Raw genomic sequence first — 14,567 nt, 5'->3', positions numbered from 1 at the left:
ACATAAATATGCAAAAATCGTTTAGCATATCATCTGAATATACCCCAGTTATCATTCAATTTCTTTAATACCGGACCTTCTTTACTTCCGGACTCTTTAAGACCTTTTACACAATACCAATATTCGAATGGGGCAACGTAATTCTCGAAATCGACATTCAAATGAATTATTGCAGTATCGTCCGTATCATATGTTATCCAATATCTTCGCACCGATAATTTATTTTTCAACGAATCTATTATCCTGAGATCTTCATCTTCGTCGGGTGTCGATATCTTATCTTTTAGCAATTCGAAAGAAAATCTGTTATCTTCATAGAACATCACTATCTTTTCTTCCTCCGTATACCAGAATCGCTGGTAAGATATATAAAGCAGTGCCACAATTAAACATAGTGTGAATATCCCTCTGGTAGACCGGTTTCTTCTATTACTCATATAGTTACTCCTCTTTCTTTCCAAACGATTTCTTTACCCATCCCGGTACAATTACTGCGCCTACAAACAAGTAATTATAATAAGTCAGTAGCCGCCACAGCAGGATTATAACAGGCACCACCCCTGCTAAAGGAATAAATTCACTCAGATATTGTTTGAATATAAATTCCGTAAACCCGCTTCCTCCGGGAGTGGGACTGACCACCATAACAACCCACATAACAAACTGGCGGGCAAATATCAGCAGATTATCATGCACCTGAAAGAATGCCATAAAAATAGCATTCACTACCAGATAACGTGAACTCCACGACAAAATGGTAGCCATTATCAGCGGAAACCAATATGAAAATGCCTTTCCCCTTATCTCCCGTGAACTTACAATAAGATCATCTCCGGCCTTGGCTGCGCTTTTATGCCAACGACGAAGAAAGGGCAACCTGAATATCTTTATTATCAACCAGCGGATAGCCTGAGGTTTGAAGAATAAACCGACTATCAGCACTGTACACAAAAGCATTTTAATGATGTACGCAACGACAAAAAGCACCAACACCCCCGAACCCAGAGCCGTATTATCGGCAAACAGAGTATGAAAAGGGATAAATATCAGAAGTATGGGAAAGGTGACTACGAAAAACATCTCATCGAGTAGCAAAGTCACAAATACCATTGCCGTACTGCGCCCGACCGGGATTTTCTCTTTTGCCAGAAACAGTACAGCCATACTCGATCCTCCTACCACCGAAGGGGTGACAGCCGTTCCAAATTCGGCCAATAGAGTAACTTTGATGCATTGCTTCCACGACAATTGCTTTTCCGTAAGATAACGGTAACGAATAACAAAGCCGGTATCACGCCCCAGCATAAAACAGAAAGCAACAAAAATCCAGAAAACAGTATGCTCCGTAACTGTGATTTGCCTGAGATCATCCAGATTAAATTCACGGCTGAACATATAGACGATAACCCCCATGCCTATAAATGTAGGCACAAGTATTTTCCATATACTAAAGCTTGAAGACTCTTTTCCCATCGACAAAATCTGATGAAGATACAAAAATAAGAAAACATTTTATCTTTTTCTTTTCTTTTGTACATTTACAGTGAAGTAAGTTAATATATGAAGTAATTTGCAGAATATTAACACCATGAGGCTGTTTAGATAAATTATATAAAAAATAGTCCTGTAATTGGTATATTCTTCCATAACTTTATCTATATAGTATAACCGGAAACATTAAAGCCGGAGATTAAACTGAAAAGGTAATAATAGGAAAAATATGAAAAGTTGTAAAGTTTATCATACTCTAACAACTTATTAAAATTAAAAAAAATAGATAAAATACGAATAATGAGGCAGTTCCTGCAATCAACAAAAATATTCTTTCTACGTCAGTGGAAACGGTATAAGAAAGCTAAAATAAAATACCGGATTGGCATTCCTGCCTGTCTTATCATACTCATATGGTATATATTCTGCCTGCCGTCGCCACTGTTCCATGTACCGTACAGCACAGTAGTATCCGACAGGCATGAAGAACTGCTAGGCGCACGTATAGCCAATGACCAGCAATGGCGGTTCCCTATGTCAGATTCCATACCTGACAAATACAAGACCTGCCTGATAGAATTCGAAGACAGACATTTCAACCGCCACTGGGGTGTAAATCCATTAGCCCTGGCCCGCGCGATAAAACAAAATATCAGTAGCGGACGGATCGTAAGCGGAGCAAGCACCATCACTATGCAAACTATCCGCCTCTCGCGTAAAGAGAACCGCACGTTCGGCGAAAAGTTCATCGAGATGATTCTGGCTACCCGTCTCGAATTCTCTCATTCCAAAGACGAGATACTGAACCTGTATGCCTCGCATGCCCCTATGGGCGGAAATGTAGTAGGTATAGAGGCCGCATCGTGGAGATATTTCGGACATCAGGCCGCCACACTGTCATGGGCAGAAGCAGCCACCCTTGCGGTATTACCCAACTCCCCTACCCTGATGCACTTTGGAAAGAACAGGGACAAACTACTGACTAAAAGGAACAGGCTACTGGAGCTGTTGTATCAGCGTGAAATACTGGATAAGGTAGATTACGAACTGGCAGTAGCCGAACCTCTGCCCTTCCAGCCTCACCCCCTGCCCCAAATAGCTCCCCATCTTGTCACCCGCCTATACAGGGAACAGGGTGGAAAACATATAACTGCGACCATAGACAAATCGCAACAGGAACGCATCGAGTCTGTTCTCAGTCGCTGGAATGCCGAATTTTCACAAAACGGGATAAAAAATATAGCTGCCGTCGTTTTCGATGTACAAAAGAATGAGGTAGTAGCCTATTGCGGTAATGTAGATTTCGAAAAAAACACTTCGGCCAACCAGGTAGATGTGATACAGGCACCACGCAGTACAGGCAGTATCCTGAAACCATTCCTTTATTGTGCCATGCTACAGGAAGGCGAACTACTACCCGACCAGTTATTACCCGATGTACCTATCAATCTGAATGGCTTTGCACCAAAGAACTTCAGCCTGCAATATGATGGGGCTACACATGCTTCAGAAGCGCTTGCCCGCTCGCTCAATGTACCGTTTGTTGTTTCCCTCCGCAAGTACAGCGTCCCTAAATTCTATAATCTGCTAAAACGGGCGGGAATGACCACTCTCAACCGCACAGCCGACAACTATGGCCTGTCGCTTATTTTAGGGGGTGCAGAAGGCAGGTTGTGGGACATCAGCACCATGTACCTGCAGATGGCTCAACAACTCAATATGTTCAATGAGGAAGGCCGGTATTATAATATGAAACAGCCCTCATATATCCTTAGCGATGGCAACAATGAAAAAGGCGATAGAAACCGGACTCCATTATTCTCAGCAGGAGCCATCTGGCAAACATTCGAAGCCTTGACAAATGTAAACCGTCCTGAGGAGATAGACTGGCGCTCTATCCCTTCTATACAGAAAATAGCATGGAAAACGGGAACCAGTTTCGGATTCCGTGACGGATGGGCAGTCGGCATCAGCCCCAAATATGTTGTAGGTGTATGGGTAGGCAACTCCGACGGAGAAGGCCGTCCGGGGCTTACAGGGGCACGCACTGCAGGTATGGTGATGTTCGATATATTCAATGCCCTGCCGAAAAGCCGTTGGTTCGCCAGACCGGAAAGCGACCTAGTAAGAGTAGAAGTATGTCACGAAAGCGGCTGCCTGAAAAGCATGAACTGTCCTGATACGGAGACCGATACGGTATGGGTAAGCAAAAAAGGATTGAACGGTGCGGTTTGCCCTTATCATAAACGGGTACATTTATCCGAAGATATGAAGTATCAGGTATATGACGAATGTGCAGGTAAAAGGGGCATTATCCACACTTCATGGTTTATACTGCCTCCTTCGTGGGAATGGTATTACAAAGAGCAGCATCCGGCATATCGTTCGCTGCCGCCATATTCACCCGAGTGCAGGGAAGATTCGGATATAAGGCTGATGGAGTTTATCTATCCGTTCCCCAATGCAATCATCAGCCTGCCAAAACAACTGGACGGCACTCTCGGCCAGTTGGTATTCGAACTGGCTCACCGTTCTCCACAGAACCGGGTATTCTGGCATCTGGATGGGCAATATATAGGAGAGACGAAAGGATTCCATAAAATGGAGTATAGTCCGGCTAAAGGGGAGCACCATTTGATAACTGTTGATGAGACCGGAGAAAGTATTTCGGTAAAATTTTCAATAAAATGATTATTTTTTACAACACACAACAATCTTTAAAACAGATACTTACATGATTACAATTAAACATTTGCAATATTTATTCATTTTTTTTTAATTCGTTATGCAACGTTTTACATATTTAGCCATCTTATAATTGTAGAGTAATAAAATACCTACTAGCGAACAAACAGACTTCCCAACTTTACACAGAGTTTTACAAACTACATGGCTTCACATTCGCTACTTATGTGATGTTCTAAAAAATAGTTCGACAGAAGAACTAGCTTTTATTAAGCAAAAAAAAGTATCCTAAATCTAGGATACTTTTTTTGTTATATAAACAAGAGTATAATCTCTTATTCTTCAGTCTTTGGCTTGTCTTCTGTAGCAGGAGCTTCAGGAGCTACCTCATCTACTACAGGCAAAGATCCCGGAGCAGCTTCCAATGCTTCTACTTCTTCCACAACTGGCGCTTCAGGAGCTACTACATCTTTAGCTTTTGCCTTTGGAGCCGCAGCACCTTTAGCAGTAGTCTCAGATTGGTCTGCAGCCTTTTTAGATCTACGGGTCCTACCCTTCGATGCAGCTTTCTTCTCCTTCAACATGTTTTCGTTATAGTCTACCAATTCGATAAAACACATAGAAGCATTATCACCCAAACGGTTACCTGTTTTGATAATACGGGTATATCCGCCCGGACGATCAGCTACTTTCTGAGATATATTCTGGAATAGCTCAGTTACAGCAGCCTTAGTCTGATCGCTGTTTATCTTAAGATCCTGGAAAACCAGACGTCTCGAATGTGTTGTATCTTCTTTCGATTTTGTAATCATCGGCTCTATAACCTTTTTCAAAGCTTTCGCTTTGGCCACGGTCGTAAAGATACGTTTATTAGGGCTCATTATCAAAGATACACACATATTAGCCAACATGGCATTTCTGTGTGAGCTGGTACGCCCTAAATGATTAAATTTTTTATTATGTCTCATGTCGCTTACTAATCTTTATCTAATTTATATTTAGAAATATCCATACCGAAAGACAGGCTCAGGCTATCCAATAGTTCATCAAGTTCGGTAAGTGATTTCTTACCAAAGTTTCTGAATTTAAGAAGGTCATTCTTATTGAATTGCACTAATTCACCCAGAGTCTCTACTTCTGCCGACTTCAAACAGTTAAGGGCACGAACCGAAAGGTTCATATCAGATAACTTAGTCTTAAGCAGCTGACGCATATGCAGAATTTCTTCATCGAATTCTTCGTTTCCATCTACTTCGCTTTGTTCCAGGAGAATCTTCTCATCAGAGAACAGCATAAAGTGGTGGATAAGAATCTTTGCAGCTTCTTTCAATGCATCCTTTGGATGAATAGATCCGTCGGTTGCTATTTCTATAACAAGTTTCTCATAGTCCGTTTTTTGTTCTACACGATAGTTCTCTATCGAGTATTTCACATTACGGATGGGAGTATAAATAGAATCAATAGCTATAACATTAACATCGTCGGACAGATTGCGATTTTCATCAGCAGGTACGTATCCACGGCCTTTGTTAATATTCAATTCGATTTGGAAGCTTGCATTCTTGTCTAAATGACAGATTTCCAAGTCAGGGTTCAATACTTCAAATCCTGACAGATGCTTTCCAATATCTCCAGCTTTGAATACTTCGGCACCTGAGACTGTAATACTCACCTTCTCGTTTTCGATCTCTTCTACTATCTGCTTGAAACGTACTTGTTTCAGATTCAGAATGATATTTGTAACATCTTCTATAACACCCGGTACGGTGGCAAATTCATGTTCAACACCGTCGATTTTTATAGAAGTGATAGCAAAACCTTCAAGAGATGAAAGCAGAATACGGCGTAAAGCATTACCAACGGTAATACCATATCCGGGTTCTAAGGGACGAAATTCGAATTTCCCGAAGAAATCGTCCGCTTCTAACATCAATACTTTATCCGGTTTTTGAAATGCTAATATAGCCATGAATTTAATTAATTTTTAGAATACAACTCTACGATCAACTGCTCTTTAATGTTTTCAGGGATATCTGCTCTCTCTGGCAGGTGAAGAAATTTACCTGTCATAGATACTGTATCCCATTCGATCCAAGGGTATTTGCTATGGTTAAACCCAGACAATGCTTCGCTTACCACTTCGAGAGATTTTGATTTCTCACGAACAGCGATCAATTGTCCCGGTTTGATTGTATAAGACGGAATATTCACGACCGAACCGTCCACTGTGATGTGGCGGTGAGATACAAGCTGACGGGCAGCCGCTCTCGTAGGCGCTATTCCAAGACGGAAAACGACATTATCCAATCTTGATTCCAACATTTGAAGCAACACTTCACCTGTAATACCACGTGATGAAAGTGCTTTGTCAAACATATTACGGAATTGTCTTTCAAGCACACCATATGTGTATTTTGCTTTTTGCTTTTCACGCAATTGAATACCGTACTCCGACGATTTTTTCTTCCTTCCGTTTCCGTGTTGTCCGGGAGGATAGTTCTTTTTAGAAAGAACTTTGTCAGGTCCGAATATTGGCTCTCCGAATTTACGGGCGATTTTTGATTTTGGTCCAGTATATCTTGCCATTTCTTTTCTAATTAATAATTGATGAAAGCTGAAATTGTGCAGCCGCGATTACAGAGAGGGTAAACTTGCAATCAAAATCACAATTTAAGTTCCAAATTTTAAATTTTGATTAAACTCTTCTGTGTTTTGGAGGACGACATCCATTATGAGGAAGTGGAGTAACGTCAACGATTTCTGTTACTTCTATTCCTGCTGCATGGATAGTACGGATAGCAGACTCACGTCCGTTGCCCGGTCCTTTTACATACACTTTTACTTTTCTCAATCCTAAGTCAAATGCAACTTTGGCACAATCTGATGCTGCCATTTGAGCTGCGTACGGGGTGTTCTTCTTTGAACTTCTGAAACCCATCTTCCCTGCCGACGACCAACTGATTACCTGGCCATCGCTGTTTGTAATCGAAATAATGATATTGTTGAAAGAAGAATGCACATGAGCTTGTCCTGTAGCATCCACTTTAACGTTTCTCTTTTTCGCTGCGACTGTTTTCTTTGCCATATCAAATTAATTATTTTGTAGCTTTTTTCTTGTTAGCAACAGTTTTCTTTCTACCCTTACGTGTACGGGCATTATTTTTAGTACTCTGACCTCTCAAAGGTAGACCGATACGGTGACGGATACCTCTGTAACAGCCTATATCCATCAATCGCTTGATATTAAGCTGTACTTCCGAACGCAAGTCTCCTTCCACTTTAAACTGGGTAGCGATGATCTCACGTACTTTACCTGCCTGATCATCATTCCAGTCCTTCACTTTGACATCTTTGTCTATTCCTGCTTCAGCCAGGATTTTGTTAGCAGAACTACGTCCGATACCATAAATGTATGTCAAGGCTATTTCGCCTCTTTTATTTTGTGGTAAATCGACACCAACTATTCTTATTGCCATATATTTTTTCGATTAATTTGCAAAATTAATAAATTATCCCTGACGTTGTTTGTACTTAGGATTTTTTTTGTTAATAACGTATAAGCGTCCTTTTCTTCTGACAATTTTGCAATCAGCAGTACGCTTCTTCAATGATGCTCTTACTTTCATATGTTTGTTTTTTATTTGTATCTGAATGAAATCCGTCCTTTTGATAAATCATAGGGTGACATTTCCACACGTACTCTATCTCCCGGAAGTATTTTGATATAGTGCATACGCATCTTTCCTGAGATGTGCGCTGTTATTTCATGTCCGTTTTCAAGTTCGACACGAAACATTGCGTTCGATAGTGCTTCTACGATCACTCCGTCTTGTTCTATTGCTGCCTGTTTAGCCATATATTATAATAAAAGGTTTTTAAATTGCGTTATTTCCTAAAACAGCTTCTACAAATTCAAATGTTGATAAAATATCAGCTTTACCCTGACGAATAGCCACAGTATGTTCGAAGTGGGCCGAAGGTTTACGATCACGGGTTCTGATAGTCCAGCCATCGCTTTCGAAAACAACATTCTTGCTGCCCATGTTAATCATCGGTTCTATTGCTATACACATCCCTTTCTTGAGTAAGGGGCCTGTACCTCGTCTGCCATAGTTAGGAACTTCAGGCGCTTCATGCATCTTACGTCCTATACCATGCCCTACCAGTTCGCGAACGACCGAATAACCACGTTTCTCACAATATGTCTGAACGGCATCACTGATATCGCCTATGCGATTACCATCTACTGCCTTTTCTATTCCCTTATAAAGCGCTTCTTTCGTCGCTCTTAGTAAAGCTTTCACGTCTTCTGCTACTTCTCCTACACAAAATGTATAGGCCGAATCACCGCAAAATCCGTTTTTCTCTGTACCACAATCGACAGAAATAATATCACCGTCTTTAAGAACATAGTCTGTTGGAAATCCATGTACAACCTGTTCATTAACCGAAGCACAAATCGCACCCGGAAAATCCACAGCACCCGGAGCACCCTTATATCCCAAGAAGGAAGGTCTGGCTCCATGATCCTGTATAAATTCCTTCGCAATTTTATCTAATTGAGCCGGAGTAACCCCCGGTTTTATATGCTTTGCCATTTCGCCCAGGGTCATACCGACAAGGCGATTTGCTTCGCGCATCAATTCGATTTCTTCGTCTGTTTTCAGAAATATCATTTATAACCTCCTTAATATGCTGCAATTGAACCCGAACGACCTTTGATTCTTCCCGATTTCAATAAACCGTCATAATGTCTCATCAACAAGTGACTTTCGATCTGCTGTAATGTATCCAACACAACCCCAACAAGGATCAACAATGATGTTCCTCCGAAGAATTGCGAGAATTCACGGCTTACACCGAAGTAGCTGGCAAACGCAGGAAGAATAGCAACCATAGCCAGGAACAATGATCCCGGGAATGTTATACGAGACATAATAGAGTCGATATAATCTGCTGTTTTCTTCCCAGGCTTGATACCCGGTATAAATCCGTTATTACGTTTCAGTTCATCAGCCATCTGCACAGGGTTTATAGTCACAGCTGTGTAGAACCATGTGAAAGCAATGATAAGGAATGCAAACACAACATTGTATGCTACACTGGTATGATCCATAAATGAGCCCCAGAATCCGCCTTTTTCGGTAGAGAATCCCGCAATAGAGATCGGTACAAACATAATTGCCTGAGCAAAGATGATCGGCATCACGTTAGCAGCATTTACCTTCAATGGTATATACTGGCGCGCACCACCGTATTGTTTGTTTCCAACAACTCTTTTTGCATATTGTACCGGTATACGGCGTGTACCTTGTACCAACAGGATTGCACCGCAAATAATAAGCAACAAGAACACAATCTCTGCAAGGAACATTACCAATCCACCTCCCTGGCTTGCCAGACGTGAAGAAAATTCACCGATAAGCGCATGTGGCAGACGAGCAATAATACCCACCAAAATGATGAAAGATACTCCGTTTCCGATACCTTTATCAGTGATACGCTCTCCTAACCAAAGAACAAACATACTACCTCCGGCCAAAATGATGGTTGAAGGAATAAGGAATTCCCATGAGGTAGGAGCTGCTGCACCCAGCGCACCCAACAGGTATGCCGGTCCCTGGAATAGAAGGATGGCTACTGTCAGATAACGTGTGTACTGGTTCATTTTGGTACGTCCGCTTTCTCCTTCGCGTTGCAGCTTTTGGAAATATGGCACAGCCATACCCAACAACTGCATAACGATAGAGGCAGATATATAAGGCATAATACCCAATGCAAAAATTGATGCATTAGCAAATGCACCTCCCGAGAACATGTTCAATATGTCCAGAATACCCCCTGAAGTCTTAGCCTGAAGGGCATTAAGAGCTTCCGGGTCTACTCCTGGCAGAACAATATGAACTCCGAAGCGATAGATCACCACGAAAAAGAAGGTAATCATGAGTCTTTTCCTAAGATCCTCAATCTTCCATATATTTTCCAGTGTTTTTACTAATCCCATCTTACTTCAGTTTATTTACTGTTCCACCTATTGCCTGAATTGCAGCTTCTGCTGTTTTTGAGAAAGCGTGAGCTTCAACATCTACTTTAGTAGTGATGGCTCCGTTTCCTAATATTTTCACTAATTGATTGGAAGAAATAAAGCCTGCATCGATCAATGTCTGAATATCGATTTTAGCAAGTTTCTTAGTTTCTGCCAAACGTTGCAAAACGTCCAGATTAATCGCTTTGTATTCTACCCGGTTTATGTTTTTAAATCCGAATTTAGGCAAACGGCGTTGGATAGGCATCTGCCCTCCTTCAAATCCGATCTTCTTAGAATAACCTGATCTGGACTTAGCTCCTTTATGACCTCTTGTGGAAGTACCACCTAATCCTGAACCCGTACCACGTCCGATTCTTTTTCCGGTTTTAGTTGATCCTTCAGCAGGTCTCAAATTTGATAAACTCATATTTTTTATATTTTTTATCTTATAAACTAAATTACTCTACAATAGTAACCAAATGGTGTACTTTGTTGATCATTCCTCTGATAGCAGGTGTATCTTCGTGTTCTACTACACGGTTCAACTTCTTCAGCCCAAGAGCGTCTAAAGTTAATTTTTGGTCTTTCGGACACTTGATTCTGCTCTTAACTTGTTTAACTTTAATCTTTGCCATAATAATTTTCTTTGCAAATTAACCTTTAAACACTTTTTCCATAGAAATACCTCTGTTCTGAGCTACAGTGTATGCATCTCTCAGCTCACCTAAAGCTTCGATAGTAGCCTTCACAAGGTTGTGAGGGTTTGACGAACCTTTCGATTTTGCCAATACGTCTGTTACACCTACGCTCTCAAGCACGGCACGCATCGCACCCCCTGCTTTTACCCCTGTACCGGGAGCAGCCGGGCGAATAAGTACTTCAGAACCTCCAAAACGGGCAACTTGCTCGTGAGGTACTGTTCCTTTAAGTACCGGAACTTTGATAAGGTTTTTCTTAGCAGCTTCAACTCCTTTAGCTATAGCTGTCGTTACTTCACCAGCTTTACCAAGACCCCAGCCTACTATACCATCTTCATTCCCTACCACTACGATAGCAGCGAAACTGAATGTACGTCCCCCTTTTGTTACTTTAGTAACACGGTTGATCGCAACTAGCCTGTCTTTTAATTCGATATCGTTGGTCGATTTTACTCTATTGTTAACTCCTGCCATGTCTATTAAAATTTAAGTCCACCGTTACGGGCAGCATCTGCCAATTCTTTAATTCTACCATGGTACAGGTAACCGTTACGGTCAAATACCACAGTTGTTACACCAGCTTCCTGAGCATTCTTAGCAATTAGTTCGCCAACTTTCGCAGCTATTTCTTTTTTAGGAGCTTTGTCTGTTATTTTAAGAGACGAAGCCGCTGCCAAAGTCTTACCTGTAAGATCGTCGATAACTTGCGCATATATTTGCTTGTTGCTTCTGAACACTGTCAGACGCGGACGTTCGGTAGTTCCTGAGATCTTTCCGCGTACGCGTAATTTTATTTTATTTCTTTTATCTGTCTTTGTTACCATGATTACTACAGTTTATGATTTATTTACCTGCGGTTTTACCAGACTTGCGACGGATAACTTCACCTACAAAGCGTATACCTTTACCTTTATAAGGTTCCGGTTTACGGAATGAGCGAATTTTCGAGCAAACCTGACCGATCAGTTGTTTATCACAAGATTCTAAAATGATTAGCGGGTTCTTGTTTCTCTCCGATTTTGTTTCAAGGCTTACTTCTTTCGGCAACATCAAAAAGATATTGTGAGTATAGCCTAATGAAAGTTCCAAGATCTGACCGTTGTTTGACGCACGGTAACCAACCCCTACTAATTCCAATTCTTTGCGATATCCTTCAGAAACTCCAACAATCATATTGTTGATCAACGATCTGTACAATCCATGTAGAGAACGGTGATTTTTTTCGTCAGACGGACGTGCTACTGATAACACACCATTTTCAACAGAGACTTTGATATCCGGATTAACTTCTTGCGATAGTTCTCCTTTTGGTCCTTTTACTGTAACTAAATTATCCTTGCCAACAGTAACGTTTACTCCGGCCGGAAGATTTATGGGTAATTTTCCTATTCTTGACATAACTTTACTATCCTCCCCTTAATTAATAAACATAACACATTACTTCGCCGCCGACTTTCAGCTCGCGAGCTTCTTTGTCTGTCATCACTCCTTTTGAGGTAGATACTACAGCTATACCCAGTCCGTTAAGGACACGAGGCAAATCTTTATACCCTACATATTTACGAAGACCTGGAGATGAAACGCGGATCAACTTCTTAATCGCGTTCACTTTATTTACAGGATCGTATTTCAAGGCTATTTTGATAGAGCCCTGAGGTCCTTCTTCTACAAACTTATAGTTAAGAATGTAGCCTTTTTCCAAGAGAATTTTTGTAATCTCTTTTTTCAAATTTGACGCCGGAATTTCTACAACTCTGTGTCCAGCCATGATGGCGTTTCTTACACGCGTCAAATAATCTGCTATTGGATCTGTCATGATTAAATTGATTTAAATTAATCCCGAATCCCGGGACAATATTTAAAAATTATAAAATGAAAAGTGAAAAACGAAAAACTATAAATTTATTATTTTTAATTTTTCACTTTTAGTTTTTCATTTTTTTTACCAGCTTGCTTTTTTCACTCCCGGTATCAAACCTTTAGAAGCCATTTCCCTGAATTGGATACGGGAAATTCCGAACTGGCGGATAAAGCCTTTCGGACGACCTGTAAGGCTGCAACGGTTGTGCAGGCGTACTGGTGAAGCATTCTTAGGTAGAGCTTGCAGCGCTTCGTAATCGCCTTCGGCTTTGAGTTGCGCTCTCTTAGCTGCATATTTAGCAACCATCTTAGCTCTTTTTACCTCACGAGCTTTCATTGATTCTTTTGCCATCTTATATCAATTCTTTTTTTGCGTTCTTAAATGGTAATCCGAACTCTCTCAGCAGGGCATACCCTTCTTCATCCGTTTTCGCGGAAGTTACAAAGGTAATATTCATTCCCAAAATACGACTAATATTGTCGATATTAATTTCAGGGAAGATGATTTGCTCCTGGATACCTAATGTATAATTTCCTCTTCCGTCAAGCTTGCTTTCGATACCTTTGAAGTCGCGGATACGAGGCAATGCTACACGTACAAGTCTTTCAAGAAACTCATACATTCTGTCGTGGCGCAGTGTAACCATCACACCGATAGGCATTTTCTTACGCAACTTGAAGTTTGAGATATCTTTCTTAGAGTATGTCGCTACTGCTTTTTGTCCGGTGATAGTTGTGATTTCGTTAATCGCTGTTTCGATTATTTTCTTATCGGCAACTGCTATACCAAGACCTTGATTGATTACTATTTTCTTCAATACAGGAACCTGCATTGTTGATTTATAACCGAATTCTTTCATCAAAGAAGCTACAATACGGTCTTTATAATCTGTTCTAAGAGTTGTTGTATTGCTCATTATTTAATTTCCTCCCCTGATTTTTTAGCGTAACGTACTAGCTTTCCATTCACTTCTTTACGACCAATACGTGTAGGCTTACCCGATTTAGGGTCTACTACGTTAAGGTTTGAGATATGAATAGCAGCTTCTTTTTTCTCTATTCCTCCCTGAGGGCTTTTAGCGTTAGGCTTAGTAGATTTGGATACCATGTTCAGGCCTTCAACGATAGCGCGGTTCTTTTCAACCAACACTTTCAGCACGCGGCCGGTTTTACCTTTGTCGACACCGGTATTCACATAAACTATATCGCCTTTTTTGATATGTAATTTACTCATTGCTTTTTTAGTTTTATGGATTATAGTACCTCTGGTGCCAACGAAACGATTTTCATATTAGTTGCGCGAAGTTCACGGGCAACTGGTCCGAAAATACGGCTTCCTCTGATTTCACCTGCTGCGTTTAGCAATACACAAGCATTGTCATCGAAACGGATATAAGAACCGTCTACACGGCGGATTTCTTTTTTAGTACGCACGATGATAGCTTTTGTTACAGCACCTTTCTTAATATCACTCGAAGGGATTACATTCTTGATAGCAACCACAATCACATCCCCTACAGACGCATAACGTCTTCTTGTACCGCCTAATACGCGGATACATAAGCATTCTCTAGCTCCACTGTTATCAGTAACTACTAGTCTTGATTCTTGTTGTATCATAATTATTTAGCCCTTTCGATTATTTCGATTAATCTCCATCTTTTAGTTTTACTCAACGGACGAGTTTCCATAATGCGTACTGTGTCGCCGATGTTACACTCGTTCTTTTCGTCGTGAGCATGATATTTCTTCGTTTTGTTAACGAATTTTCCATAAATAGGGTGTTTTTCTTTCCATTTTACAGC

General features: G+C 40.9%; 22 protein-coding genes and 1 pseudogene. 1 reads left to right on the top strand and 22 read right to left on the bottom strand.

Features of this window, described 5'->3' with window-relative positions:
* Nucleotides 1-29 precede the first annotated feature (29 nt).
* Both B3317_RS04325 and B3317_RS04320 read right to left on the bottom strand, forming a co-directional pair.
* Nucleotides 30-437 carry a hypothetical protein gene (locus B3317_RS04325; RefSeq protein WP_291108975.1) on the bottom strand — a complete coding sequence of 136 codons (408 nt, stop codon included), beginning with the start codon at nt 435-437 and terminating at the stop codon, nt 30-32.
* A gap of 4 nt (nt 438-441) precedes the next feature.
* Nucleotides 442-1,473: a lysylphosphatidylglycerol synthase transmembrane domain-containing protein gene (locus B3317_RS04320; RefSeq protein ID WP_291108973.1), complete on the bottom strand. Its 1,032-nt coding sequence runs from the start codon at nt 1,471-1,473 to the stop codon at nt 442-444.
* A 318-nt stretch (nt 1,474-1,791) separates the two neighbouring features.
* Here B3317_RS04320 and pbpC point away from each other — a divergent pair, with 318 nt between their 5' ends.
* On the top strand, nt 1,792-4,182 hold the full coding sequence (pbpC, locus tag B3317_RS04315) for a penicillin-binding protein 1C (protein WP_414647443.1): 2,391 nt from the start codon (nt 1,792-1,794) through the stop codon (nt 4,180-4,182).
* A 514-nt stretch (nt 4,183-4,696) separates the two neighbouring features.
* On the opposite strand, the pseudogene rplQ reads toward pbpC, so the two are convergent.
* The 20 genes and pseudogenes from rplQ to rpsQ all read right to left on the bottom strand — a co-directional run.
* A pseudogene (rplQ, locus tag B3317_RS04310) lies at nt 4,697-5,144 on the bottom strand (50S ribosomal protein L17); the annotation flags it as partial.
* A gap of 8 nt (nt 5,145-5,152) precedes the next feature.
* Nucleotides 5,153-6,145, bottom strand: coding sequence for a DNA-directed RNA polymerase subunit alpha (locus B3317_RS04305; RefSeq protein ID WP_006800234.1), 993 nt, complete (start codon nt 6,143-6,145; stop codon nt 5,153-5,155).
* 8 nt (nt 6,146-6,153) lie between these two features.
* The gene (gene rpsD, locus B3317_RS04300; RefSeq protein WP_291108968.1) at nt 6,154-6,762 is read right to left on the bottom strand and encodes a 30S ribosomal protein S4; all 609 of its coding nucleotides are present in this window, start codon (nt 6,760-6,762) and stop codon (nt 6,154-6,156) included.
* Nucleotides 6,763-6,871: 109 nt separating this feature from the next.
* Complete coding sequence (gene rpsK / locus B3317_RS04295; RefSeq protein WP_006800236.1) at nt 6,872-7,261, bottom strand: 30S ribosomal protein S11; 390 nt, start codon at nt 7,259-7,261, stop codon at nt 6,872-6,874.
* 10 nt (nt 7,262-7,271) lie between these two features.
* The gene (gene rpsM, locus B3317_RS04290; protein ID WP_291108965.1) at nt 7,272-7,652 is read right to left on the bottom strand and encodes a 30S ribosomal protein S13; all 381 of its coding nucleotides are present in this window, start codon (nt 7,650-7,652) and stop codon (nt 7,272-7,274) included.
* A gap of 33 nt (nt 7,653-7,685) precedes the next feature.
* On the bottom strand, nt 7,686-7,802 hold the full coding sequence (ykgO, locus tag B3317_RS04285) for a type B 50S ribosomal protein L36 (RefSeq protein ID WP_006800238.1): 117 nt from the start codon (nt 7,800-7,802) through the stop codon (nt 7,686-7,688).
* A gap of 11 nt (nt 7,803-7,813) precedes the next feature.
* Complete coding sequence (infA, locus tag B3317_RS04280; RefSeq protein ID WP_006800239.1) at nt 7,814-8,032, bottom strand: translation initiation factor IF-1; 219 nt, start codon at nt 8,030-8,032, stop codon at nt 7,814-7,816.
* Nucleotides 8,033-8,051: 19 nt separating this feature from the next.
* Entirely contained in the window at nt 8,052-8,852 is an 801-nt protein-coding gene (map, locus tag B3317_RS04275) for a type I methionyl aminopeptidase (RefSeq protein ID WP_291108962.1), read from the bottom strand.
* Between the two features lie 11 nt (nt 8,853-8,863).
* Entirely contained in the window at nt 8,864-10,180 is a 1,317-nt protein-coding gene (gene secY, locus B3317_RS04270; protein ID WP_006800241.1) for a preprotein translocase subunit SecY, read from the bottom strand.
* Nucleotide 10,181: 1 nt separating this feature from the next.
* On the bottom strand, nt 10,182-10,631 hold the full coding sequence (gene rplO, locus B3317_RS04265) for a 50S ribosomal protein L15 (protein WP_291108960.1): 450 nt from the start codon (nt 10,629-10,631) through the stop codon (nt 10,182-10,184).
* A gap of 31 nt (nt 10,632-10,662) precedes the next feature.
* Nucleotides 10,663-10,839, bottom strand: coding sequence for a 50S ribosomal protein L30 (rpmD, locus tag B3317_RS04260; RefSeq protein ID WP_006800243.1), 177 nt, complete (start codon nt 10,837-10,839; stop codon nt 10,663-10,665).
* An 18-nt stretch (nt 10,840-10,857) separates the two neighbouring features.
* The gene (gene rpsE, locus B3317_RS04255) at nt 10,858-11,376 is read right to left on the bottom strand and encodes a 30S ribosomal protein S5 (RefSeq protein ID WP_006800244.1); all 519 of its coding nucleotides are present in this window, start codon (nt 11,374-11,376) and stop codon (nt 10,858-10,860) included.
* Nucleotides 11,377-11,381: 5 nt separating this feature from the next.
* The gene (rplR, locus tag B3317_RS04250; protein WP_006800245.1) at nt 11,382-11,726 is read right to left on the bottom strand and encodes a 50S ribosomal protein L18; all 345 of its coding nucleotides are present in this window, start codon (nt 11,724-11,726) and stop codon (nt 11,382-11,384) included.
* Nucleotides 11,727-11,745: 19 nt separating this feature from the next.
* Nucleotides 11,746-12,300 (bottom strand): 50S ribosomal protein L6, encoded by a 555-nt coding sequence (rplF, locus tag B3317_RS04245; protein WP_291108957.1) that lies wholly within the window; start codon nt 12,298-12,300, stop codon nt 11,746-11,748.
* Between the two features lie 22 nt (nt 12,301-12,322).
* Nucleotides 12,323-12,718 carry a 30S ribosomal protein S8 gene (gene rpsH / locus B3317_RS04240; protein WP_006800247.1) on the bottom strand — a complete coding sequence of 132 codons (396 nt, stop codon included), beginning with the start codon at nt 12,716-12,718 and terminating at the stop codon, nt 12,323-12,325.
* Between the two features lie 126 nt (nt 12,719-12,844).
* Nucleotides 12,845-13,114 carry a 30S ribosomal protein S14 gene (gene rpsN / locus B3317_RS04235; RefSeq protein WP_044216278.1) on the bottom strand — a complete coding sequence of 90 codons (270 nt, stop codon included), beginning with the start codon at nt 13,112-13,114 and terminating at the stop codon, nt 12,845-12,847.
* Between the two features lies 1 nt (nt 13,115).
* The gene (gene rplE / locus B3317_RS04230) at nt 13,116-13,679 is read right to left on the bottom strand and encodes a 50S ribosomal protein L5 (RefSeq protein WP_291108953.1); all 564 of its coding nucleotides are present in this window, start codon (nt 13,677-13,679) and stop codon (nt 13,116-13,118) included.
* The gene (gene rplX / locus B3317_RS04225) at nt 13,679-13,996 is read right to left on the bottom strand and encodes a 50S ribosomal protein L24 (RefSeq protein WP_006800250.1); all 318 of its coding nucleotides are present in this window, start codon (nt 13,994-13,996) and stop codon (nt 13,679-13,681) included. Before rplX ends, rplE begins: the two co-directional genes overlap by 1 nt.
* Nucleotides 13,997-14,016: 20 nt before the next feature.
* A complete protein-coding gene (gene rplN / locus B3317_RS04220) occupies nt 14,017-14,382 on the bottom strand; it encodes a 50S ribosomal protein L14 (RefSeq protein ID WP_006800251.1) in 366 nt (121 codons plus the stop codon).
* Nucleotides 14,383-14,384: 2 nt separating this feature from the next.
* Nucleotides 14,385-14,567, bottom strand: a 183-nt coding sequence (gene rpsQ / locus B3317_RS04215; protein ID WP_291108950.1) for a 30S ribosomal protein S17, incomplete at its 5' end; no start/stop codon positions are given.

Origin of the sequence: Dysgonomonas sp. UBA7710 (assembly GCF_002482385.1) — a bacterium.
In the GTDB taxonomy this organism is placed as follows: domain Bacteria; phylum Bacteroidota; class Bacteroidia; order Bacteroidales; family Dysgonomonadaceae; genus Dysgonomonas.
This window is presented reverse-complemented; position numbering and strand designations above follow the sequence as displayed.